Origin of the sequence: Sphingomonas turrisvirgatae (assembly GCF_001721295.1) — a bacterium.
In the GTDB taxonomy this organism is placed as follows: domain Bacteria; phylum Pseudomonadota; class Alphaproteobacteria; order Sphingomonadales; family Sphingomonadaceae; genus Sphingomonas; species Sphingomonas turrisvirgatae.
On record NZ_MDDS01000005.1, the window covers coordinates 70,810 to 93,253 of the forward strand.

A 22,444-nucleotide genomic window follows, 5' to 3' on the forward strand; every position below is an offset into this window, starting at 1 on the left:
TCAGCTACGCTGACGCGCGGCGCCGGCCCGCTCCCCCATCCGGCCACCCATAGAATACCCTGCCGTCGGGTGGCCGAGTGGGGGAGCTAGCCGGCGCCGCCCACATCAAAGCGTTCGCAGCGCCTGTGACGGGCGCACCGACATGAGCGGGATCGAACCGGCCAGGCCAATGCCCAGCGTAATCAGTGCGCCGCCGCCCAGCGTCGCCAGTACCGTGCCCCAATCCGGCGCCCAGCCGAATTCGAACACCTGCACGATCACATACCAGGCCGCGCCCATGCCGAGCAGCAGCGACACGCTCGCCAGGATCGCGGCAAGCAGGCCATATTCGAGCGCCTGGGTCCCCAGCACCTGCCAGCGCGTTGCGCCCAGCGTCTTGAGGATCACGCTGTCATAGCCACGCGCCTGCCGCGACGCCGCAATCGCGCCGACCAGCACCGCAATGCCCGCGAGGATCGCGATCGATGCCGCGGCGACGATCGCACTCGACATCTGTTCGAGGATGCCGCCGATCTGCCCGATCACCTCGCTGACGGCGATCACCGATGCGCCGGGGAAGGCGGCGAGCAGCGCGCGGGTAACCGCGGCGTCGCGAGTCGCCGGCATCGTCACCGTCGCGGTCAGGCTGTGCGGCGCGGCCTTCAGCGTATTGGGCGAGAAGACGAGGACATAGTTGAACCCCATCGTGTCCCAGTTGACCTTGCGCAGGGAGGCGATCTTTGCCTCGATCTCGCGGCCCAGCACGCTCACCGTCATCGTGTCGCCGACGCCGACCCCCAGGATCCGCGCGGCATCGGCGTCGAGCGAGAGCAGCGGCGGGGCGGCATAGTCCGTCGGCCACCACGTTCCCGCGACCAGGTCGCTACCCTGCGGCAGCGTGGCGCTGTAGGTCACGCCGCGTTCGCCGCGCAGGAACCACGCGCCCTCCGGCCTTCGGGCCATGTCTGCGACGCGCTTGCCGGCATAGGCGACGATCGTGCCACGCAGCGCGGGAACGATGTTGAGTTGCGCGCCGGTCGCCTCGCGTTCGATCGTCGCGCGGAAGTTGGCCTCCTGCGTCGAGGGGACGTCGAGCACGAACAGGTTCGGTGCCTTTTGCGGGACGGTCCGCGCGATCTCGGCATTCAGGCTGGTCTGAATGCCGGCAAGCGTCACGAACAGCGTGAGCGCCAGGCCCAGCGCTACCACCAGCGCCGAGGTTTGCGCGCCGGGGCGATAGAGGTTGGCCAGCGCCAGCCGCGGGAGCGGTCGGCGGGGGCGCGGCACGCGGCGGGCAAGGCGGCTGATCCCCCAGCCGAGCGCGAGCAGCAGGAGTAGAACAGCCGACACCGCGCCGAGCACGGCGGCGGAGAAGATCGGCTCGCGCGCGGTCAGTAGTGCCACCGCCACCAGCACCGCGCCGGCCGCCGCGACGATCCGCGTGCTGCGCCAGTCCAGCTTGCGCCGTGGGTCGACATGCGCGCGAAAGATCGCGGCGGCGGGCTGCGTGCGCGCTCGCGCGAGCGGGGGCAGGGTGAAGATGAGCGCGATGAGCAAGCCATAGGCGGCGCTGGTCGCGAGCGGCAGCGAATGCACGGCGAACCCGGGCTGCACCGGCAGGATGTCACCTGCCAGCGTAACGATCGCCGGCGGCAGCAGCGCGCCGACGATCAATCCGGCAGCGATCGCCACCACGGCAACCGCCGCGACCTGCAAGAGGTAGATTCGCTCGATATCGCGCGATGTCGCGCCCAGCACCTTCAGTGTCGCGATGCCGCCGCGTTTTTGCGCGAGATAGGACGAGACGCCGTTGCTCACGCCGATCCCGGCGATGACCAGGGCGGCCAGACCGATGAGCGAGAGGAACTGGCCCATCCGCTCGAAAAAGCGGTTCGCACCCGGTGCGGCACGCTCATGATCCTTCAAGTCCCAGCCATCGCTGCGATGCGCTTTCTCAAGCGTATCCCGCACCGCCTTGGCATCGGCGCCGGCGGGCAGGCGCACGCGATACTTGCTCTCGAACAGGCTGCCCGGCTGGACCAGGCCCGTGCGCCGCAGCCCGTCCATCGAGACGATCGCGACCGGGCCAAGCGTAAAGCCCTCGCTCACGCGGTCCGGCTCGTCGGCGATCACGCCGGCGACGGTAAAGTCGGCCGTGCCGTAGCGCAGCCGGTCGCCGGACGTGACCAGCAACCGCTCGGCCAGCGCCTTTCCGATCATGATGCGATCGGCGGGCAGGGGCGTATAGCTGCCCTGCGCAAGCGTGAGTGCGCCATAGAGCGGATAGGCGCCGTCGACGCCTTTAAGCTCGGTCAGCACCGCCGCCGGCCCGCTCGCATTTGCGCCCTCGCCGCGTTGCGCCATGGCGCGCATGCGGATGGTCTCGCTAACCGTGCCCAGTCGGCGCAATTCCGCCTTTTCCGTCTCGCTCGCCTCGCGCTGGGTCATGCTGACTTCGACATCGCCGCCCAGCAGCACCCGGCCGCGCGCGGCGAGTTCGCCGGTGATCGATGCGGTCAGGCTGCCGATCGCGGCGAGCGTGCCCACGCCCAGGAACAGGCACACGAACAGCAGCCGCAGCCCCCGGAATCCGGCATTGAGGTCACGCCGCGCGATCCGCCAGCTTTGCGCCCAGGGAAGGGTCATACTGCGGCGGCTTCCGCCCGGCGCTCGCTCACGATCCGGCCGTCCGACATCTCCACCACGCACTGGCATCGCTCGGCCAGCGCCGGGTCGTGCGTGATGATGAGCAACGTCGCCCCGGCAGCGCGGTGCCGCTCGAACAGCAGGTCGGTGACCGATGCGCCGGTCGATGCGTCGAGATTGCCCGTGGGTTCGTCGGCGAACAAGATCTCCGGACGCGGCGCAACCGCGCGGGCGATCGCCACGCGCTGCTGCTCGCCGCCCGACAGCTGTGCCGGGTAATGATCCAGCCGATGCCCCAGGCCGACCGCGACCAGCTCCGCCTCGGCACGCGCAAAGGCATCGGCAGCGCCCGACAGTTCGAGCGGCACGGCGACATTTTCCAGCGCCGTCATGGTCGGCAGCAGGTGAAACGCCTGAAGCACGATGCCGACATGGCCGCGCCGTGCCCTGGCCAATTCATCTTCGTTCAACGTGCCGTAATCGACGCCGCCGACCTGCACGCTGCCCCCGCTTGCGCGCTCCAGGCCCGAGAGCACTGCCATCAGCGAGGATTTGCCGGAACCGGACGCGCCCAGGATCGCGATGCTTTCCCCGCGCGCGATGTCGAGGTCGATGCCCTTCAGGATCTCGACCGGCGCATCGCGCGTGCCGAGCGACAGGGTGACATCGCGCGCGCGGATCGCAATATGGTCCGCTTGGCCGGGTGCGTGCATCAGTGAAAGGAAATCCCTTGAAGAAGTCCGTGCAATATGGAGCGGCGCTGGCGCTTGTCCACCTCGCCGCCTGCTCGCCCGCTGCGCCCGATGCGCCCGCGACCGCCAGTCCGACCGCTACAGCGGCCACGCCCGCGGCGGACACCAGGGCGGTCGTCGTGTTCGGGGACAGCCTGTTCGCAGGCTATAACCTGCCGCAGGACCAGGGCTTCGCGCCGGCGCTGCAGCGCGTGCTGGCGGGGCAGGGGGTCAAGGCCAATGTGTTCAACGCCGGCGTTTCGGGCGACACCAGCGCTGCCGGGCTGCAACGGCTCGCCTTCACACTGGACGGACAGGCGCGCAAGCCGGACCTCGTCATCGTGGGCCTTGGCGCCAACGACATGCTGCGGGGGCTGGACCCGGCCGACACGCGCCGCAACCTCGACGCGATCCTGGCCGAGCTCAAGCAGCGGGAGATCCCCGCGATGCTGACGGGCATGGTCGCCGCGCCGAACATGGGCGCGGATTATGCGCGGCAATTCAATTCGATCTACCCTGATCTTGCCAGGAAATACGACCTGCCGCTCTATCCCTTTTTCCTCGATGGCGTGATCACCGACCGTACGCTGCTGCTCGCCGATGGGATTCATCCCAACGCGCAAGGCGTGGCGAAGATCGCCACGAGGGTCGGCCCGCTTGTCGCTCGGGAATTCGCGCCCAGCCGGTGAACCGTTGCGCCAACGCGCCGAAAGGGCAGGGTCGGCCATAGAAATTGTTGCGTCCACGTCACGGCAGATGAGATATTGTTGCGCGCCACGAAGGAGCCACGCCGATGTCGCTGACGCTTGCCACGAACCCGCGCGGCTTCTCGCCCGACCTGTTCTCCGTCATCACCATTGCCGAAGCCGGCGCGCGGCCGCCGGTGTGGGAATCGCGCCTGCATTGGCCGCATGCCGGTGACTCGCATATCGCGCTCGAAATGAACCGTCCACGCCGCCAGAGCGTGTGGGCGACTCAACTGGACGACGCGGTGATGCAGGCCGATCGCACGGTGCTGTTCGTCGCGGAGGGGGTTGGCTGTTTCGCGGCGTCGTGGTGGGCGCGGCTCTCGCCGTCGCATTATGTGTCGAAGGTCGCCGGCGCGCTGCTGCTCGATCCGGTGGCGCCGCCGCAAGATGATGAAAAGCGGCAGCTGTTCGCTTCCCCCGCGGTCGCCCTGCCGTTCCCGGCGCTGGTGCTGACCGGAGAGGATGCCGACTTCGACCGCGACCCTGCGCTGGGTGCGCAGGTCGAGGCGTGGGGCGGGCGACAACTTGCCGGGGGTCGCCAGCGTGGCGGGGCAGAGGTGCGCGCCTGGGGCAGCGCACAGCGACTGGTGCGCCGCATCTCGCGCGCGGTCATCGCCAATGACATTCGGCGTGCCCGCGCACTTCGCGGCGACTGAACACACCGCGAACCTTTCCGCTTTCTTCACGCTCTGCGCCTAGCGCAGCGGCAGAGCCCGTGATGACGATCCCGCGACCCGATCCTGATGCCGATGCGGCAACCGTGCGTGCGGAGCCGACCGGCGCTTATTTCCACATGGACGCGATGCGCACGATGTTCGCGCTGCTGGTCGCCTTCGGTCACGCCTGGGCGCTGATCATCCGCGACTATCGCCCGCCGGCGGGCTGGCTGGCGGAGGCCGGCTATTACTTTGCCGGCTTCGGGCATCAGGCGGTTATCCTGTTCTTCGTGCTCAGCGGCTTCTGGATCTCGCGCAGTGTCGTGCGGCGGGCGGTGCGCGGCTGGTCATGGCGGTCCTACCTGGTCGACCGGCTCACGCGCCTGATGCCGGTTCTGCTCGGCGCGCTGGCGGTGGGCGGCCTGCTCGACACGATTGCGGTTCGTCTGCTGCATTCGCCAACGCATCTCGGCCTTACCGACACCTATGTGCTCCGGATCGATATCGCCAGGCACCTGTCATGGGAGGTGCTGCTGGCCAACATGGCGTTTCTTCAAGTGATCGTTCCGACGTTCGGCACCAATGGGCCGCTGTGGAGCCTGTCGTACGAGTTCTGGTTCTACATCTGGTTTCCCGCGCTGTGGCTGGCGCTGCGGCATCGGCGCCTGTCGCTCGCCCTTGTCGCGCTGACGCTCGGCTGGTTCGTGCCAAAGCTTGCGCTCGCGTTTCTGAGCTGGCTGTGCGGCGCGGCGCTGTATGGCGTCGTCGACTGGCTCGCCCGCCGCCCGCCGCCGCGGCGTCGGCTGGTCCTCGCGTTCACCGTCACTGCCGCCATCGCGCTGCTGGCCACTCTGGCGGATGAGCGCTTCGTCGAGAATACGTGGCAGGACCCGGCGCTGGCGCTGGTCTTCTCGGCCTTTCTGCTGGGCCTGATCCTGCTTGATCCGCCCGCGGTTGCAGGCTTGCGGCCAATGGCCAGCTATGGCGCACGCGCGAGCTTCTCCTTCTACGCCACGCACTTTCCGGTGATGGCCTTTGCCTGCGCGCTCCTGCTGGGCAGCGAGCGGCTTGTTCCCGACGTCTATGGCATGGCGCTGGTGGCGCTGGCGCTGCTGCTGTCGATCAGCTTTGCCTGGGTGTTCGCGGCGCAGACCGAGGGGCGAACGCCGGCACTGCGCGACTGGCTCTGCCGGGTCGGCCGGCGGCGGTTACGCGGCGTGGCGCAAGGCTGACCGGAACACCCGCCGCTCACGCTCGTTCCCGTGCACCCTCCCGAATGTGCGAGCGCCCATGGCAAAGACCAAGTCCGTTTCCCTAGCGCTGGCCCCATTGAAACAGACCTTATCACTTGGCATCGGCGAAACCGCCGCAATCCTGAGCGAGTGGCTGGATCGCGAGGACGTCGTCTATGCCGCCGCCGATGAGCAGCGCGGCATGGCGGTGGCAGGCGCGCTGGCAGCGATGGCGCCGGGCTCAGAGATCCTGTTCTGCCCGGGCAGCGACGCGCTACCCGGCGATGCCGCGCCGGCGTCGCCCGCCAATGTCGGCCGGCGCGTGGCGGCGCTGCGCCGGTTGCGCCTGCTGCAGGCCGACGACGCGCGCCCGCGTGTCGCACTCGTGACGACGGGCGAAGCGCTCGCTCACGCCTATGCGTCCCCGACCGCCTACGAGGCCGCTCCGCCGCAAGTGAAGGTCGGCGCGCCGCTCGGCCTTAGCGAACTGTTCGAACAGCTGGATGCAACTGGGTATGTGAGCGACGAACGGGTGGACGAACCCGGCGAGGCGGCGCTCCGCGGCCAGGTGCTGGACGTCTACCCCGCCGACGCGCAAATGCCGTGCCGGATCGAGGTGGCGGACGGAACGGCGGTGTCGATCCGCAGCTACGATCCGGCGACTCAGCTGACGATCGAGGAACTGGCCGCCCGCGAACTCGGCCGGGTTGCCGAGCCGGTGTCCCAGGGCGAGGCGGTCGCCCTGATCGATCATCTGCCGGGCGCGGCGCTGGCGATCGAACCCGCCGCCGAAGATCGGCGAGCCCGCTTCCTGCTGCTTGCCGCCGACGCCGAAAAGCGGCGGCCGGATCGCGCCAATCGCCGTGTCGTCAAGGATGCGGAATGGAAGGGGGCAATGGCGAACCGGGCACTGGTTCAGCTTGCTCAGGCAGGCGATCCGCCACCGCGCTTCGTCGAAGCGAAGGCGCCGTTACGGGCCTTCGTAAAGGCGGCGCGAGCAGCGACAGACGACGGCCGGCGAGTTGCCCTGTTGGGCAGCGCGCGCGATCTGCGATTCCTGCGCGGGCGTATTGCGACGGCGCTGAAGCAGGACCCAACCGAAGCGGTGGGCTGGGCCGCGATCCGCTCGGCTCCGCCCGGGAGCATCCTCACGCTGGAGGCACCGGTCGAGCGCGGCTTTACCACCCAGGACGTGTTTGCCGTTGCCGCCGCCGACTTGCTCGGCAGCCGCGCGCAGCAGCATCAGGACGATGCGGGGCCTGTCGATCTTGCCCTGTTCGGATTTGGCGACATCCGCATCGGCGATGTCGTGGTGCACGAGGATCACGGCATCGGCATCGTCGCCGGTCTCGAAGCGATGCCGGGGGAGGGCGGGGACGTGCCGGGCGACGCGATCGTCTTGCGCTATGCCGGCGAGAGCAGTCGGCTCGTGCCGGTGGCGGAGGCCGATCGCATCTGGCGCTATGGGGGCGACGGCGATGCGGTGACGCTCGACAAGCTCGACGGATCGAGCTGGCAGAAGCGGCGCCAGTCGGTGGATGCCGCCATTGCCGAAACCGCGCGCGGCATGACCGCGCTGGCGCAGGCGCGCGCCGATCTGTCGGCCCCGGTCCTTGCACCCGATCCTGGTGCCTATGAACGCTTCGTCGCCGGCTTCCCGTTTGCTGAGACCCGCGATCAGGCGCGCGCGATCGAGGCCGTGCGCAGCGACCTTGCATCGGGCAAGCCGATGGACCGGCTGGTCGTCGGCGATGTCGGCTTCGGCAAGACCGAGGTGGCGCTGCGTGCTGCGGCGCTTGCTGCACTGGCCGGTTTCCAGGTCGCCATCACGGCACCCACCACCGTGCTGGCGCGCCAGCATCTTGAGACGTTCAGGGCGCGTTTCGAGGATGCCGGCATCACGGTCGAGGGCCTGTCGCGCCTGTCCACGCCGGCCGAGAAGAAGCGCGTGAAGGCCGGCCTTGCCGATGGTTCGGTCCGGATCGTGGTCGGCACTGGCGCGGTCGCCGGAAAGGGCGTGACGTACAAGAACCTCGCGCTCACCATCATCGACGAGGAGCAGCGGTTCGGCGCGGCGGACAAGGCACGGCTGCGCGAACTGGGCGCCGGGCATGTCCTCACGCTCAGCGCCACGCCGATCCCGCGCACGCTGCAGTCTGCACTGGTCGGCATCCAGCAGTTGTCGGTCATCGCGACGCCGCCCGCGCGCCGCCAACCGATCCGCACCTCGGTTGGCGCATTCGACGAACAGGTGGTGCGCGCCGCGTTGCTGCGTGAGGCGAGTCGCGGCGGCCAGAGCTTCGTCGTCGTGCCGCGGATCGAGGACATGGCAACGCTCACCACGCTGCTCGCCAGGCTCGTCCCCGAACTCGACTGCCTGCAAGCGCATGGCAAGCTGCCGGCGGCCGAGATCGACGAGACGATGGTGCGCTTCGGCACTGGCGACGGCGACGTGCTGCTCGCCACCAACATCATCGAAGCGGGCCTCGACGTGCCCCGCGCGAATACCATGGTGATCTGGCGCGCCGACCGGTTCGGCCTTAGCCAGCTTCACCAGTTGCGCGGCCGGGTCGGGCGAGGCAGCAGGCGCGGGCAGGTCCTGCTGCTGACCGAACCGGACAGGGAAATCGCGCCGCGCACGCTGAAGCGTCTGCGCACGCTCGAAGCCTTCGACCGGCTCGGTGCGGGCTTCGCGATCAGCGCGCAGGATCTGGACATGCGCGGCGCCGGCGACCTGCTGGGCGAGACGCAGGCGGGGCATATGAAGCTGATCGGCATCGATCTGTACCAGCATCTGCTCGAGTCCGCGTTGCGCACGGCGCGCGGCGAAGCGGTCGAGCGCTGGCAGCCCGAGCTTCACCTCGGCATCACCGGCGGCCTGCCCGAAAGCTGGATTCCCGATCCCGAGCTTCGCGTCAGCCTTTATGCGCGGCTGGCGCGGATCACCGAGCCGGGTGCGCTTGATTCGTTCGAGGCGGAACTGGAGGATCGCTTCGGGGCAGTCCCGGACGAAGCGGCGACGCTGCTCGCGACCGCCCGCATCCGCATCGCGGCCCGCGCGCTCGATATCCGGCGCATCGATGCGGGCCCGGCGGCGATTGCACTGACCCCAGGCAGGGGATTTGCAACGACGTTCGCGGGACTTGAGAAAAAGGGCGACCGCCTCATCCTGGCGGAGCGGATCGACGATGCACCGGCGCGGCTGGCGCGCGTGTCCGCGCTGCTCGACGAACTGGACGAGTGACCGGCGGCGGCGCCTGTTGGCGCGCCCGCGCGACCCGCCATGATGCTTGAAGGTTCGAGAAATCTTGGTCGGGGCGACAGGATTCGAACCTGCGACCCCCACACCCCCAGTGTGATGCGCTACCAGGCTGCGCTACGCCCCGACCGAGGGAGCGGCCTCTAGGCCCGCGCAGCCCATGATGCAAGAGGGAAGGGGCAAGCGCCCGGTCAGGCGTTTCGCATCCGCCACAGTTGCGCGCCAGCAACGCCCATGGTAGCGCGCGCCGCTTGAACCTGGGGCCGCGCGCCCCCACCATTTCTGGCCATGTCACAGGGCCGCGGGGAACCATGATCATCTCACCAGCATATGCACAAACTGCGGGCGCCGCGGGACAACAGAGCGCGATGGGCGGCATCATGGGCATCCTGCCGCTCGTCCTGATCTTCGTCGCTTTCTACTTCCTGATGATCCGTCCGCAGCAAAAGCGGATGAAGACGCTTCAGGCCTCGATCGCGGGGATCAAGAAGAACGACACGGTCGTCACCGCTGGCGGTCTGGTCGGCAAGGTGGTTTCGGTCGACGAAACCTATGCGCAGGTCGAGATCGCCCCGACGGTGAAGGTCAAGGTCGTCAAGGCGACCATCGTGGAAGTCCAGCCGCTCGGCGGCAAGCCGGCGAACGACTAAACCATGCTGGACTTTCCGAAGTGGAAGGTATGGGCGGTCTGGCTGACGATCGCCCTGGGCATCCTGTGCGCCATTCCCAGCCTGATGCCTGGCAGCGTGCGCCAGCACTGGCCGTCCTGGGTGCCGCAGCCGACGGTCAATTTGGGTCTCGATCTTGCCGGCGGCAGCTACATTCTGCTCGAAGCCGACACGGCCGATTTCCGCAAGGTGCGCCTTGCCGCCAAGCGCGACGAGATCGAGACCGAGTTCCGCCGCCAGGATCCGCGCATCGATATCGGCGATATCTCGCTGCAGAATGACCGCATCAGCTTCATGGTGCGCGATCCCGCCCAGGTCGATGCCGCCCGCGAACGGCTGCTCCAGCTGACCGGCAGCGGCGTCGGCATGACCGGCCAGCGCGAATGGACGATCGAGGTCCGCGACTCGACTCGCTTCATCGTCAGCCAGACTAGCGCCGGCCAGCAGCAGGCGATCGACCAGGCGATGGGCGACGCGCGCGAAGTGGTGGACCGCCGCATCAACGCGCTCGGCACGCTGGAGCCGACGATCGTGCGCCAGGGCACCGACCGCATCGTCGTCCAGGTGCCGGGGTTGCAGGATCCCGAAGCCTTGAAGCAGCTGCTCGGCCAGACCGCGCGGCTCGAGTTCAAGCTGGTCGATCAGCAAGCGAACCCCGCGGACCTCGCGCGCGGCACCGCGCCGATCGGCGCAGAGGTGCTGCCGTGGCCCAGCGCGCCGCCGGGCATCCCTTACGTCGCCTATCCGACTCAGGAGGGCCAGGTTCCCATGGTCGCGGTGCGGCGGCAGACGATCGTCAGCGGCGACCAGCTGATCGACGCCCGGCAGGAGTTCGGGCAGAATCAGGACGTCGTCGTCGCCTTCACGTTCGACAGCCAGGGCGGCCGCCGCTTCGCACAGGTTACTCAGGCCAATACCGGCAAGCCGTTCGCGATCATCGTCGACAACACGATCATCTCGGCTCCCAACATCAACGAACCGATCCTGGGCGGTCGCGGACAGATTTCGGGCGGATTCACGGTCGAAAGCGCCAACCAGCTCGCCATTGCCCTTCGTTCGGGCAAGATGCCGGTGAAGCTCAACGTCGTCGAGGAATCGACGATCAGTCCCGAACTCGGCGCGGATTCGATCGAGGCCGGCATCATCGCCGGCATCGTCGGCACGCTGGCCGTGGTCGTGCTGATGATCCTAGCTTATGTCCGTTTCGGCATATACGCCAACATCGCGCTGGTCGTGAACGTTCTGATGATCATCGGCGTGATGGCGTTGTTCAACGCCACGCTGACGTTGCCCGGTATCGCTGGCTTCGTGTTGACGATCGGTGCGGCGGTCGACGCCAACGTGCTGATCAACGAGCGTATCCGAGAGGAATTGCGACGCGGGCGGACCAACAACGCATCGATCGAATTCGGCTACAAGGAAGCCAGCCGGGCAATTTTCGACGCGAACGTCACCAACGTCATCGCCGCCGTCATCATGTTCGTGTTCGGTGCCGGCCCGGTGCGCGGCTTCGCCGTCGTGCTGACGATCGGCATCGTGACCTCGGTCTTCACGGCCGTGACCTTCACGCGTCTGATGGTTGCCAATTGGCTCAAGACCCGGCCCAAAGAGCTGGTGATCTGAGGAAAACGACATGCGCCCGCTAAAGCTCGTCCCCGATAACACGAACATCGACTTCATGGGGTTTCGCCATTGGGCGACCGCCATCACGGTCCTGATGGTCGTGGTGTCGATCGCCTTCCTCGTGATGCGCGGTCTCAACTTCGGCATCGATTTCGTCGGTGGCCAGAACGTCCGCGTCACCTTTGCCCAGCCGGTGCAGCTCGACACGCTCCGCGAGCGTGTGGACGCGCTCGGCTATGGCGAGTCGACGATCCAGCAGTTCGGATCGGCGAAGGATGTCGCGATCCGCATGCCGGTGCCGGGGGACGAGGATGGCGCGACCGCTCGCGCGACCGCTCAGGTGCGCGAGGTGATCGCGAAGAACTATCCCGGTGCGCGCGTCAATTCGGTCGAGGCGGTGTCGGGCAAGGTGTCGGGCGAATTGTTCGAGAAGGGCGCGCTGGCGCTCGGCCTGGCGATGCTCGCGATCGCCATCTACATCTGGTTCCGCTTTGAATGGCAGTTCGGCGTCGGCGCGCTGCTCGCGCTAGCGCAGGACATGATCGTCACGCTCGGCTTCTTTGCCGCGACTCAGCTCGAGTTCAACCTCAATACGGTTGCCGCGCTGCTGACGATCATCGGCTATTCGCTGAACGACAAGATCGTCATCTTCGACCGCGTGCGCGAGAACCTGCGCAAATATCGCAAGATGGAGATCATCCCGCTGCTCAACCTCTCGATCAACGAGACGCTGGCGCGCACAGTGATGACGTCGCTCACCCTCGTCATCGCGCTGGCCGCGCTTGTGATCCTTGGCCCGGACGTGATCTTCGGCTTCTCGCTCGCCATGCTGCTCGGCATCGCCATCGGCACATGGTCTTCGATGTTCGTCGGCAACGGCATCCTGATCCAGTTCAAGGTCGGACCGGGCAGCTTCAAGTCGAATGAGGACAAGGCGGCCGAGGGAGCGGCGAAGACCGGCCAGGTCAGCTTCAAGGACATGCCCTGATGCGCATGGACCGGTCCCGGGTGGAGGGGCCGGTCGTATCCGGCTTCAGCGGCCGGGGCTTCCGCGTCGATGACAATGTCTATGAAGGGCTGCTGCTGACGCCCAACCGTGCGGATGGCTGGGCACCGCCTGCACTCGAAGCGCTGACGCCAGCCGATTTCGCGCCGCTGCTGGCGCTCGATCCGCAGCCGGAGTTTTTGCTGCTGGGCACTGGGCCCACGCTGCGCCGCCCGTCACCTGCACTGGAAGCGGCGCTGCCGTTCGGGATCGAGGTGATGGACAGCCGCGCCGCCGCACGCGCCTGGGGCGTGCTGCGCGCGGAACTGCGCTGGATTGTGGCCGCGCTTTATCCCTTGGACTGACGCGCGTTTGGCCGCACGGCCCCACTGCTCGCAATGAGCATCGGGTGATCAAGCGTCGGTTCCATACCTGATCTTCCAATTCCGTTGCGACTGATGCATGATCGGCGCGCGCACCACAGGTGCAACAGGGGAGAGGATCATGCTGAACACCGTCATTGCGCTCATCGCTGCGCAGGCCGCCGCGCCCGTAGTGACCGACTATTCCAAGGAAGCAAACTGGCTGTGCCGCCCCGGCCGGCAAGACGCGTGCACCGCGCCGCTCGATGCGACGGTGATCGCGGCGGATGGCTCGCGCACGATCGAGCGGTTCGTCCCGGCGGCAAACCCGAAGTTCGATTGCTTCTATGTCTATCCTACGGTGTCGACCGACGACACGCCCAATAGCGACCTGAATATCGACGAGGCCGAGCGCAGGGTGGCGCAGATCCAGGCCGCCCGTTTCCGCAGCGTCTGCCGCGTCTATGCGCCAATGTACCGGCAGGTAACGCTGAAGGCGCTGCGTGAGGTCATGATGGGCAAGCCGATGACCGCAGATTTCTCGATTGCCTATGCCGACGTGAAGGCGGCGTTCGACAGCTATATGGCGCGCGACAATGGCGGGCGCGGCGTCGTGCTGATTGGGCACAGCCAGGGGTCGCGGATGCTCACCATGCTGCTTGCGCGCGAGTTCGACGGCAAGCCGCAGGCGATGAAACAGCTGATCTCCGCCATGCCGATCGGCGCCAATGTCGATCTGACGGCCGGTCAGCGCACCGGCGTGCTGAAGTCGATCCCGACTTGCACCACCGCGAACGACACTGGCTGCGTCGTCAGCTATGTCAGTTTCCGTGCGACCGTTCCGCCACCGGCACAGAGCCGCTTCGCGCGGGCCGGGCAGGGGATGCGCGTCGCTTGTGTCAACCCCGCGGCACCAGGCGGCGGCAAGGCGCGGCTCGACGCCTATCTGCCGACCGGATCGCTCGTCGGCACGCCGCAGCCCGTTCAGTGGAGCAAGGGCAGCGCGCCGGTCATCACGCCGTTCGTCAAGCTGCCCGGCATGGTCGCGGGCGAATGCGTCGAGCGTGACGGGGCGAGCTATCTCTCGATCACGCTCGACGCCGATCCCGCCGACCCGCGCACCGACGATATTCCGGGCGACGTGATGGACGGATCGCGCCGGCTGGACGATTGGGGCCTGCACCTGGTCGACATGAACCTGGCGATGGGCGACCTGGTGAAGCTCGCCGCAACTCAGGCCGATGCGTGGGCGGCGACCAAGCCGCGCAAGTGATCGTAGAGGGCCGCCGTGTTCGCTTCCCAGGTGAACCCGGCGGCCATGCGCCGCACCGCCGCGCGTGGGGGCGGGGCGGCGAGCAGTTCGGCGATGGCGGCGGCAAAGGCGGCAGGATCGCGCGCGACCACACGCCCGGCCTGCGGCGCGGTCACGACCTCGCGCGCGCCGCCTGCATCGGAAGTGACAAGGGGTGCGCCGCTCGCCAGCGCCTCGACCCAGGCGTTGGCCAGCCCTTCGGATGCGGAAGCGAGCGCCATGACGTCGGCGGCGGCCAGCAACGGCGGCAATTCGTCATGCGCCACGCTGCCCAGCAGCTTGACGCGATCGGCCACCCCCAGGCTGACGATTTGCGCCGCCAGCCGCTGACGCTCCGGCCCCTCACCGGCGATCCTCAACGATACGCCGGGCAGCCGCGCCACCGCATCGATCACGATGTCGTGCCCCTTGCGCGGGATCAGCGCGCCGATCGATGCGACGAGCGGGCCCTGGATGCCTAGGCCTGCCTTGGCGGCGGCTTGATCGCCGGGTGCGAAGCGCGTCAAATCGACCCCGGTGTGATGCACGCGGATGCGCTCGGGTGGCATGCCGAGGGCGATCATGTCGGCCTTCATCGCTTGCGATACGCACAGCAACCCGTCCGCCGCGCGCCCGCCGGCGGCGACCTGGTGTCGCGTTGCCGGGGCATTGCCCCACAAGTGGATATCCGCGCCGCGCGCCTTGATCGACACCGGAACGCCGAACCGGCGGCCGAGCGCGATCGCCGCCACGCCGTCGGGGAAGAAGAAGCTCGCATCGATAACGTCGAACGGGAAATCGGCCCGGATGCGGTTCAGGAGCGGCGTCAGCCGGCGTACCAGCAGCGGCACGTGAAAGCGCCCGGCCGTGCCGGGCAGGACGGTGAAGGGCGGACGCCATGTCGGCACGCCCTTCCACGCTTCGTGCGGCGGCAGCTTGCCAAGCGCCCGGTAATGGCCCGCCGCATGAAACGGCCAGGGCGGCAGGCCGACAGGAGCGACGACCTGCAGTTCGACGTCCCAATGCGTGGCAAGGCCAAGCGTCTGTCGTTCGACGAACACGCCGAAATTGGGCCGTGACGCATCAGGATATAGCGAGGAAAGGGTGAGCACGCGGAGCATTGCTCCACGCGCTACACGCCTTTCGGTTAAAACGCGCTTAGGTCAGCGGCAGCGGACTTCGCCCTTGTCGACCGAAGCGCCTACCGCGGCACCACCGGCTGCACCCAGGATCGTGCCCAGCGTCTTCGATCCGCCCGGCGCGATGATGTTGCCCAGCACGCCGCCGGCCAATCCGCCGACGATCAGCCCGGCCGACCCGTCGCCGCGGCGGCAATAATAGCGGCCGTCGCGACCGACATAGACGCGGTCGTCGCGGCCAAGGCGGCGTTCCTCATAGCTGCCATCGCGATAGTAACGCGGCGCATCCCAGTAATCGTCGCCGCTGGCATAGCCCGGCCGGCCGCCCGAGCCATAGTCCGTGCAGGCGCCGGTCAGCGCCATGGCCGCGGTGCTCGCGGCAATCATCAGCTTCTTCATCGCATCTCTCCTGGCGGAACTTCTGGCGTCTGCTCAACGAAACGGGGCGCGGAAGTTTCCTCCCGCGCCCCAAGTCATCTTGATCTGGATCGATTTAGCGGCAGCGACGCTTGCTTCCGCTGCGCTCGATCTCGCGCCCTGCGACCGCGCCGGCTGCCGCGCCCAGCAGCGTGCCGACCGTGCGGTCGCCGCGCGTGTCGATCGACCGGCCGACCAGCGCGCCGGCAACGCCGCCAACCACCAGGCCGGTCGTGCCGTCGGGCTTGCGGCAGTAACGGCGGCCGTCGCGGCCACGCCATTCGCGATAGCGGGCGCGGCTCTGCGCCTGTGCCTCGGTGCCAAAGCTCGGTCCACCGATGCTGGGCAGCATGGCGGTGGCGGGGATGGTCAGCGACGCGGCGCCCAGCGCCATCATCAGGTTACGCATCAGAAAACTCCATTCTCTACCTTGAACCCTGTGCAAAGAACGGCCGACGTTATGGCCGGTTTCATGAACGTAACATTTCGTGCAGTTCATGCGCGATGCAGGATCAATCGCAGGACATCGTCGCCCGTCTCGGCCTGGCCCGACATCCAGAGGGCGGCTGGTACCGTGAAACGGGGCGCGCGCCGGCGGCGGACGGCCGGCGTTCGCCGGGCACGGGCATCCTCTATCTGCTTGAGGCAGGCGAGCGTTCCCACTGGTATCGCGTCGATGCGGACGAGCTATGGCTCTGGCATGCCGGCGCGCCGCTCGACCTGATGATCGCACCGGGCGATGACGCGCCACCGCGTACGATCACGCTGGGCGGCGACGTGCTTGCCGGCCATGTGCCACAGGCGCTCGTCCCGGCAACGCACTGGCAGGCGGCAGAGGCGCGGCGCGGCTGGGCGCTGGTCAGCTGTGTCGTCGTGCCCGGCTTCGACTTTGCGGGCTTTAACCTTGCTCCGCCCGGCTGGCAGCCGGGCGGCTGACCGATCCCCGCAATCCACGTTATCCACAGATGGGAACAGCGGGTTGCGGCTTTGCGCGACTCGCATTCGATGACAGCATCACATCTGTAAGCGGATGACGGAACGCCGAGAAATCGGAAAGAAGTCAAAGGTTTACGACGGACCGACAGCTGCTGGTGCCTTTTGGAAACCGCACCGTCGGGACGGGGACGCCACCCCGGGAAACGGCCCGTCCGGCTCGCGAGAGCGGGCTTGGGCGGATACGAAACGGAACCGGTGTCCGAACGCTGATCGAGCGCTCAGGCGTGCGATGGGCGGATCTTCGGAACGGCGCAACGCTTCGGCGATGCGCAAGACCGGGGATCGAACTGCAAGCCGCATGGCGACATGCGCGGCGCAGGGTGATTGCAAGCGAGTGCCCCCTCGGGACACTTGAATTGCAATGACCGCCCGCAAAGCCGGAACCGCAAGGAGCCGGCGGAGCAAAGGACATCGCGGCGGACGGGGCGGTCTTCGGACATGCCCGCCCGCCCGGTGACCCGGAGAAGCGGACGGCTTGCCGATCGTGGACCCAAGGATGTCCAGGTTCGCCGCCCTTGCCGGCGCGAACATGGACATGCCGCCGACAGCAGGCGCGCAGCCCCCGGGCCGCGCCGCCGGAAACAAGGCGACAGGGGGCCGGCGGCGACGCCGACCCCCTTTTTCTGTCCGGTTACTTTTGGAAGTGCGACCAGGCCATCCGGCGCGTCGGCAACGTCATCGTGGGCGTGAGGCGATGCTGACGGGCAACTCACGACCCCATTGTGGACGTTCCTCGCCGGTCTTACCTCTTTCCGGATACGTACGGTCGTCTGAGCCGAGGGCTGACAGCAGGAGAGTTGAAATGACCGATTTTGAGTCCAGCTTGCTCGAGGTTCTTGCAAGCATCGACCGTTCGTTGCGGCAACTAGCTGGACGAGAGCTAAGGGACGGTGATCCGAGGCCGGCTTCTTCTGCTTTGGCCGGTTCGGCCGAGCGCTCACGAACGTCGTCTGATTGAGCACCCTGTTTAACTAAGGTGGGCTACGTGCTCCGATTTTGAGACTGCCCGCCCTGGGATGGCGGCGCTTGCCACAATACATGCAAGTTTCCATGCCGGGTCGCGATTGACTGCCAAAATAACGATGTCCGCGTCGCAGAATGCAGCGCAAATACTGCGTAAAATGCATGATAGGTCCTTCCGTCCTGCATTTCGGCTTAGAGCGCGTCATCGCCAAACAGGCTCTGCCGCAGCTTCGCGGAATAAGGAAAGGCGATCCACATCACGGCTCCGCCGAGCAGCGGAATGCTCCAGACGATCGCCACTACTATCGCAAGGGCGGTCACCTACCTGTATGCAGGGGCTCGTCCTCAGACGTTGCACGGATCGAACTCGTCGGATGACGTTTCGCTTCCGCGATCGCATCCAGAGCGTTCGTATAGCGAAAGCCATTCACCAAAAAGCTGTCCGCGCTTACACGCTTTATGCCGTATCGTCCGAGCAATTCCTCAACGTCTGTGGATGGAAGCGGCCCGTCCGTATGGTCGATGGTCATAGCTTTTGTCCCATTCGAGCGGGAGCGCAAAGCATCTCTCAGTCGCGGCGGGGCTCAAGGCTAGGGCAGCGATAGCCTTTACATGGGGCTGCCGTAGTTCGGATGTAAGCCCACGCGGCATATTCGTGGCGTCTCGGCCAGTTTGAGGCGTTCACCCGCATTGTAACTAACGGGAGGTGCCGCCCTCGTTCTCCCAGGAAGCGTCTTCAGCAGCAACTTGCTGGCGTTCGTCACGTTTGACGCTGCGTTCTGCATCCGTCTCGAGGCGATTATGGGGGTAAGTGCTTTTCATAAGCAATTTTGCATACGCCAAGGCGAGTGCGCGGTGAACAATTCGTGCCGATCGCGACGGGGAAGTCTCGGCGCGGTGCAGCTCTTCCTGCTCCCGACGAAGAAAATAGTTGATGTCCATGGCCTTGCTCCAGTGGAGCGGGAGAATCAATCTCTCAGGCGTGCGTTGCTCGGTTGGTATGCACGATGACAGACCGTACCATAGCTGATCCGCTGTGTCTCAGTGTTCCCTAATGCATGTTAACTGGCGGAGATAATGCAATCAGGTCGCGTTGGGCGAGCAATGGCCTGCTACACCTTCCACCTTTTGCACAATGGAAGAGCGGAGCACTTCGAGCGTCTAGCGCTTGCAAGCGCACATGACGCGCGCGCGATGGCGCAAGCCTTCGCTGGCGAAATGCTGAAGCACGGTGAGCCGTCCGTATCTGACTCGAATCTCAAAGTTCGAGTCACGTCCCGGGGACGACCTGACGCTGTTCGAGATCCTTGTCGGTGGCCCTGACGCTGCTGCCGCAAACGACCGCTAACCACCCGTGTCGGCCTTTGCCGTCGATAGCCGCAGCAGCCATGGCAACGGTTCCGCGAACGCTAGCGTGCATGTCGGCGGCATTTTGGCGCCAGTATCATGCCGCGATAGCGTCGACGATGAACGAAAGATAAGCGGGGAGGGCGGTCAGCCCCCCACCGCCTTTTTCAGCTTGTCGAAGAAGCCATGCGACACCGGGCATTCGTCGCCGGTCTCAAGGCCCCGAAATTCCTCAAGCAGTTCCTTCTGCCGCGCGGACAGCTTGGTCGGGATTTCCACCTCGATCCGCACCACCAGGTCGCCCTGGCCGCGACCTTGCAGGACCGGCATGCCCGCGCCGCGCTGGCGAACTTCGCGGCCGCTCTGCGTACCCGCGGCGACGCGGATCGTGTGGAGCTCACCGTCCAGGCCCGGGATTTCGATCTCGCCGCCCAGCGCCGCGGTGGTGAAGCTGATCGGCGCGCGGGCGTACAGCGTCGTGCCCTCTCGCTCGAAGATCGCGTGCGGCTTCACGTGCAGGAAGATATAGAGGTCGCCGGGAGGCGCGCCGCGTGCGCCGGCCTCGCCCTGGCCGGACAGACGGATGCGCGTGCCATCGTCCACGCCGGGCGGCACGTTGACCGCCAGCGTCACCGTCTTGTCGACACGCCCTTCGCCGCGGCAGCTCTTGCACGGATCGCTGATCGTCTGGCCGGCGCCATGACAGGTCGGACAGGGCCGCTCGACCATGAAGAAGCCCTGCTGCGCGCGCACCTTGCCATGGCCGCGACAGGTGCCGCAGGTCTTGGCCATCGTGCCCGGCGACGCGCCGGTGCCGCCGCACGGTTCGCATGGGCCGGAAACATCGATGGTGATGTCCGTCTCTTTGCCATGGAAGGCGTCTTCCAGGCTGATCTCCATGTCGTAGCGCAAGTCCGCGCCGCGCGCCTGGCGCTGGCGCCCACCACCGCCGGCAAATTCGCCGAACATGGATTCGAAGATGTCGGAAAAGGCGTCGAACCCGGGATGCTGACGCCCGCCGCCACCGCCGCCATTCTGGAACGCGGCATGGCCGAACCGGTCATAGGCGGCGCGCTTCTGCGGATCCTTCAGGCAGTCATAGGCTTCGTTGATCGCCTTGAACTTTGCCTCATGCTCCTTGCCCCCGCCATTCTTGTCCGGGTGGTATTTGATCGCCAGCTTGCGAAACGCCGACTTGATCGTCGTGTCATCGGCTGTCCGCTCGATGCCGAGCAGCTCGTAATAATCAACTTCGGTGGTCATTCACTCGGCCCCCGCCCATGCCCCCGCCGCTTTCGATAGGAAAGGGCGGGGGTGAGCATGCGCATTACGCCTTGTTGTCGTCCACCTCGGAGAATTCAGCGTCGACCACGTCGTCCGCCTTCTCCGCGCCTGCGTCGGCCCCAGAAGCAGACGATGGCGAAGCCTCCGCCTGCTGCTGCTTCTCGTAGATCGCCTGACCCAGCTTCATCGCGACTTGCGCAAGGGCCTGGCTCTTCTCGTTCATCGCATCGGCGTCACCGCCCTCGATCGCCGACTTGGTCTCGTCGATCGCGGCCTGGATCTCGCCCTTCAGCACGTCGTCCACCTTGTCGCCATTCTCGGCGAGCTGGCGTTCGGTCGTGTGCACCAGGCTTTCGGCGTTGTTCTTCGCCTCGGCCGCGGCACGGCGCTTCTTGTCCTCTTCGGCAAAGCTCTCGGCGTCGCGAACCATCTGTTCGATGTCGCTGTCGCTGAGCCCGCCCGAGGCCTGGATGCGGATCTGCTGCTCCTTGCCGGTGCCCTTGTCCTTGGCCGACACGTTGACGAGACCGTTGGCGTCGATGTCGAACGTCACCTCGATCTGCGGCACGCCGCGCGGAGCAGGGGGGATGCCGACCAGGTCGAACTGGCCCAGCAGCTTGTTGTCCGCCGCCATTTCGCGCTCGCCCTGGAAGACGCGGATGGTCACCGCCTGCTGATTGTCGTCAGCGGTCGAATAAACCTGCGACTTCTTGGTCGGGATCGTCGTGTTGCGATCGATCATGCGGGTGAACACGCCGCCCAGCGTCTCGATGCCCAGCGACAGCGGAGTGACGTCAAGCAGCAGCACGTCCTTGACGTCGCCCTGCAGCACGCCGGCCTGGATCGCCGCGCCGATCGCCACGACTTCGTCGGGGTTCACGCCGGTATGCGGTTCCTTGCCGAAGAACTGCTTCACGACTTCGCGCACCTTGGGCATGCGGGTCATGCCGCCGACCAGCACCACTTCGTCAATCGCATTCGCCTTGAGGCCAGCGTCGGCCAGCGCCTTGCGGCACGGCTCGAGCGTGCGGGTGACGAGATCATCGACCAGACGCTCGAGGTCCGCACGGCTGATCGACTTGACCAGGTGCTTGGGCCCATTGGCGTCGGCGGTGATGAAGGGCAGATTGACCTCGGTCGACGCCGCCGACGACAGCTCGATCTTCGCCTTCTCGGCCGCTTCCTTCAGCCGCTGCAGCGCCAGCTTGTCCTTGGTAAGGTCGATGCCCTCGGCCTTCTTGAAGTCATCGGCCAGGAACTGCACGACCTTGGAGTCGAAATCCTCACCGCCCAGGAAGGTGTCGCCATTGGTCGCCTTCACCTCGAACACGCCGTCGCCGATCTCCAGGATCGAGACGTCGAACGTGCCGCCGCCAAGGTCATAGACCGCGATCGTCTTGCCGTCGGTCTTTTCCAGGCCATAGGCCAGCGCCGCCGCCGTCGGCTCGTTGATGATGCGCAGCACTTCGAGCCCTGCGATCTTGCCGGCGTCCTTGGTCGCCTGACGCTGCGCGTCGTTGAAGTAAGCCGGCACCGTGATGACGGCCTGCGTCACGGTTTCGCCCAGATAGCTCTCGGCGGTTTCCTTCATCTTCTGCAGCGTGAAGGCGCTGATCTGCGAAGGCGAATAATCCTCGCCACCGGCCTTGACCCACGCGTCGCCGTTCGGACCCTTTACGATGGTATAGGGGACCAGTTCGGTGTCCTTCTTGGTCACCGGATCGTCGAAGCGGCGGCCGATCAGGCGCTTCACCGCGAAAATCGTGTTGTCGCCATTGGTCACCGCCTGGCGCTTCGCCGGCTGGCCGACCAGTCGCTCGCCATCCTTGGCAAACGCGACGATCGAAGGCGTCGTGCGCGCGCCTTCCGCATTCTCGATAACCTTGGGCTTGCCCGCTTCCATGACAGCGACGCAGCTATTGGTCGTGCCCAGATCGATTCCGATAACCTTACCCATGAGTCCTCTAAGGCCCCCGTCTGCTAAATCGTTTCAAACCAATACGTTGCCGCGCCCCTGAAGCGGCAACGCAGCAACTGTAAGCCGCATATAGGTGAGCGTTCCCTTGCCGCAAGGTCATGCCCCACTTACGAAAATCGCAAATGGTTCCCGAATCGGG

The 22,444-nt window shown here is 66.6% G+C and carries 19 protein-coding genes and 1 tRNA gene; 11 read left to right on the forward strand and 9 right to left on the reverse strand.

Annotation, left to right across the window (positions count from 1 at the left end; all coding sequences use genetic code 11):
- Positions 1-105: 105 nt before the first annotated feature.
- Both BFL28_RS01840 and BFL28_RS01845 read right to left on the reverse strand, forming a co-directional pair.
- Positions 106-2,625: an ABC transporter permease gene (locus tag BFL28_RS01840; protein WP_069318935.1), complete on the reverse strand. Its 2,520-nt coding sequence runs from the start codon at positions 2,623-2,625 to the stop codon at positions 106-108.
- Positions 2,622-3,338, reverse strand: coding sequence for an ABC transporter ATP-binding protein (locus BFL28_RS01845; RefSeq protein ID WP_069318936.1), 717 nt, complete (start codon positions 3,336-3,338; stop codon positions 2,622-2,624). Before BFL28_RS01845 ends, BFL28_RS01840 begins: the two co-directional genes overlap by 4 nt.
- Positions 3,339-3,355: 17 nt before the next feature.
- On the opposite strand from BFL28_RS01845, the gene BFL28_RS01850 reads away from it, so the two are divergent.
- From BFL28_RS01850 to BFL28_RS01865, 4 genes are all read left to right on the forward strand, one after another.
- On the forward strand, positions 3,356-4,045 hold the full coding sequence (locus BFL28_RS01850; RefSeq protein ID WP_241527185.1) for an arylesterase: 690 nt from the start codon (positions 3,356-3,358) through the stop codon (positions 4,043-4,045).
- A 104-nt stretch (positions 4,046-4,149) separates the two neighbouring features.
- Positions 4,150-4,761, forward strand: a complete 612-nt coding sequence (locus BFL28_RS01855) for an alpha/beta hydrolase (RefSeq protein WP_069318938.1) — start codon at positions 4,150-4,152, stop codon at positions 4,759-4,761.
- Between the two features lie 62 nt (positions 4,762-4,823).
- The gene (locus BFL28_RS01860; RefSeq protein ID WP_069318939.1) at positions 4,824-5,993 is read left to right on the forward strand and encodes an acyltransferase family protein; all 1,170 of its coding nucleotides are present in this window, start codon (positions 4,824-4,826) and stop codon (positions 5,991-5,993) included.
- 58 nt (positions 5,994-6,051) lie between these two features.
- On the forward strand, positions 6,052-9,237 hold the full coding sequence (locus BFL28_RS01865) for a helicase-related protein (protein WP_079246869.1): 3,186 nt from the start codon (positions 6,052-6,054) through the stop codon (positions 9,235-9,237).
- 65 nt (positions 9,238-9,302) lie between these two features.
- Here BFL28_RS01865 and BFL28_RS01870 read toward each other — a convergent pair.
- Positions 9,303-9,379: transfer RNA gene (locus BFL28_RS01870), tRNA-Pro, on the reverse strand.
- 184 nt (positions 9,380-9,563) lie between these two features.
- On the opposite strand from BFL28_RS01870, the gene yajC reads away from it, so the two are divergent.
- The 5 genes from yajC to BFL28_RS01895 all read left to right on the forward strand — a co-directional run bounded on the left by yajC (position 9,564) and on the right by BFL28_RS01895 (position 14,163).
- Positions 9,564-9,902: a preprotein translocase subunit YajC gene (yajC, locus tag BFL28_RS01875; protein ID WP_069318940.1), complete on the forward strand. Its 339-nt coding sequence runs from the start codon at positions 9,564-9,566 to the stop codon at positions 9,900-9,902.
- A 3-nt stretch (positions 9,903-9,905) separates the two neighbouring features.
- Positions 9,906-11,543 (forward strand): protein translocase subunit SecD, encoded by a 1,638-nt coding sequence (gene secD / locus BFL28_RS01880; protein WP_069318941.1) that lies wholly within the window; start codon positions 9,906-9,908, stop codon positions 11,541-11,543.
- 10 nt (positions 11,544-11,553) lie between these two features.
- A complete protein-coding gene (secF, locus tag BFL28_RS01885) occupies positions 11,554-12,531 on the forward strand; it encodes a protein translocase subunit SecF (RefSeq protein ID WP_069318942.1) in 978 nt (325 codons plus the stop codon).
- The gene (locus tag BFL28_RS01890) at positions 12,531-12,893 is read left to right on the forward strand and encodes an MTH938/NDUFAF3 family protein (RefSeq protein ID WP_069318943.1); all 363 of its coding nucleotides are present in this window, start codon (positions 12,531-12,533) and stop codon (positions 12,891-12,893) included. The genes secF and BFL28_RS01890 overlap by 1 nt, the downstream gene beginning before the upstream one ends.
- 139 nt (positions 12,894-13,032) lie before the next feature.
- A complete protein-coding gene (locus BFL28_RS01895; protein ID WP_241527186.1) occupies positions 13,033-14,163 on the forward strand; it encodes a DUF3089 domain-containing protein in 1,131 nt (376 codons plus the stop codon).
- Here the strand turns inward: BFL28_RS01895 and BFL28_RS01900 are convergent.
- From BFL28_RS01900 to BFL28_RS01910, 3 genes are all read right to left on the reverse strand, one after another.
- A complete protein-coding gene (locus BFL28_RS01900; RefSeq protein ID WP_069318945.1) occupies positions 14,124-15,302 on the reverse strand; it encodes a glycosyltransferase in 1,179 nt (392 codons plus the stop codon). The two genes, BFL28_RS01895 and BFL28_RS01900, sit on opposite strands and share 40 nt — an antisense overlap.
- 42 nt (positions 15,303-15,344) lie before the next feature.
- A complete protein-coding gene (locus BFL28_RS01905; RefSeq protein WP_069318946.1) occupies positions 15,345-15,719 on the reverse strand; it encodes a glycine zipper 2TM domain-containing protein in 375 nt (124 codons plus the stop codon).
- 94 nt (positions 15,720-15,813) lie between these two features.
- Entirely contained in the window at positions 15,814-16,146 is a 333-nt protein-coding gene (locus tag BFL28_RS01910) for a glycine zipper 2TM domain-containing protein (protein WP_173655652.1), read from the reverse strand.
- 95 nt (positions 16,147-16,241) lie between these two features.
- Between BFL28_RS01910 and BFL28_RS01915 the strand changes: the two genes are divergently transcribed.
- Positions 16,242-16,673 (forward strand): cupin domain-containing protein, encoded by a 432-nt coding sequence (locus BFL28_RS01915; RefSeq protein WP_069318947.1) that lies wholly within the window; start codon positions 16,242-16,244, stop codon positions 16,671-16,673.
- A gap of 1,719 nt (positions 16,674-18,392) precedes the next feature.
- Here the strand turns inward: BFL28_RS01915 and BFL28_RS20630 are convergent.
- Complete coding sequence (locus BFL28_RS20630; protein ID WP_131818563.1) at positions 18,393-18,638, reverse strand: hypothetical protein; 246 nt, start codon at positions 18,636-18,638, stop codon at positions 18,393-18,395.
- A gap of 162 nt (positions 18,639-18,800) precedes the next feature.
- Here BFL28_RS20630 and BFL28_RS21825 point away from each other — a divergent pair, with 162 nt between their 5' ends.
- Positions 18,801-19,019 carry a DUF6894 family protein gene (locus tag BFL28_RS21825; RefSeq protein WP_420911747.1) on the forward strand — a complete coding sequence of 73 codons (219 nt, stop codon included), beginning with the start codon at positions 18,801-18,803 and terminating at the stop codon, positions 19,017-19,019.
- 171 nt (positions 19,020-19,190) lie between these two features.
- Here BFL28_RS21825 and dnaJ read toward each other — a convergent pair whose 3' ends face one another.
- On the reverse strand, positions 19,191-20,306 hold the full coding sequence (gene dnaJ / locus BFL28_RS01920) for a molecular chaperone DnaJ (protein ID WP_069318948.1): 1,116 nt from the start codon (positions 20,304-20,306) through the stop codon (positions 19,191-19,193).
- 64 nt (positions 20,307-20,370) lie between these two features.
- Entirely contained in the window at positions 20,371-22,284 is a 1,914-nt protein-coding gene (dnaK, locus tag BFL28_RS01925) for a molecular chaperone DnaK (protein WP_069318949.1), read from the reverse strand.
- Between the last annotated feature and the right edge of the window lie 160 nt (positions 22,285-22,444).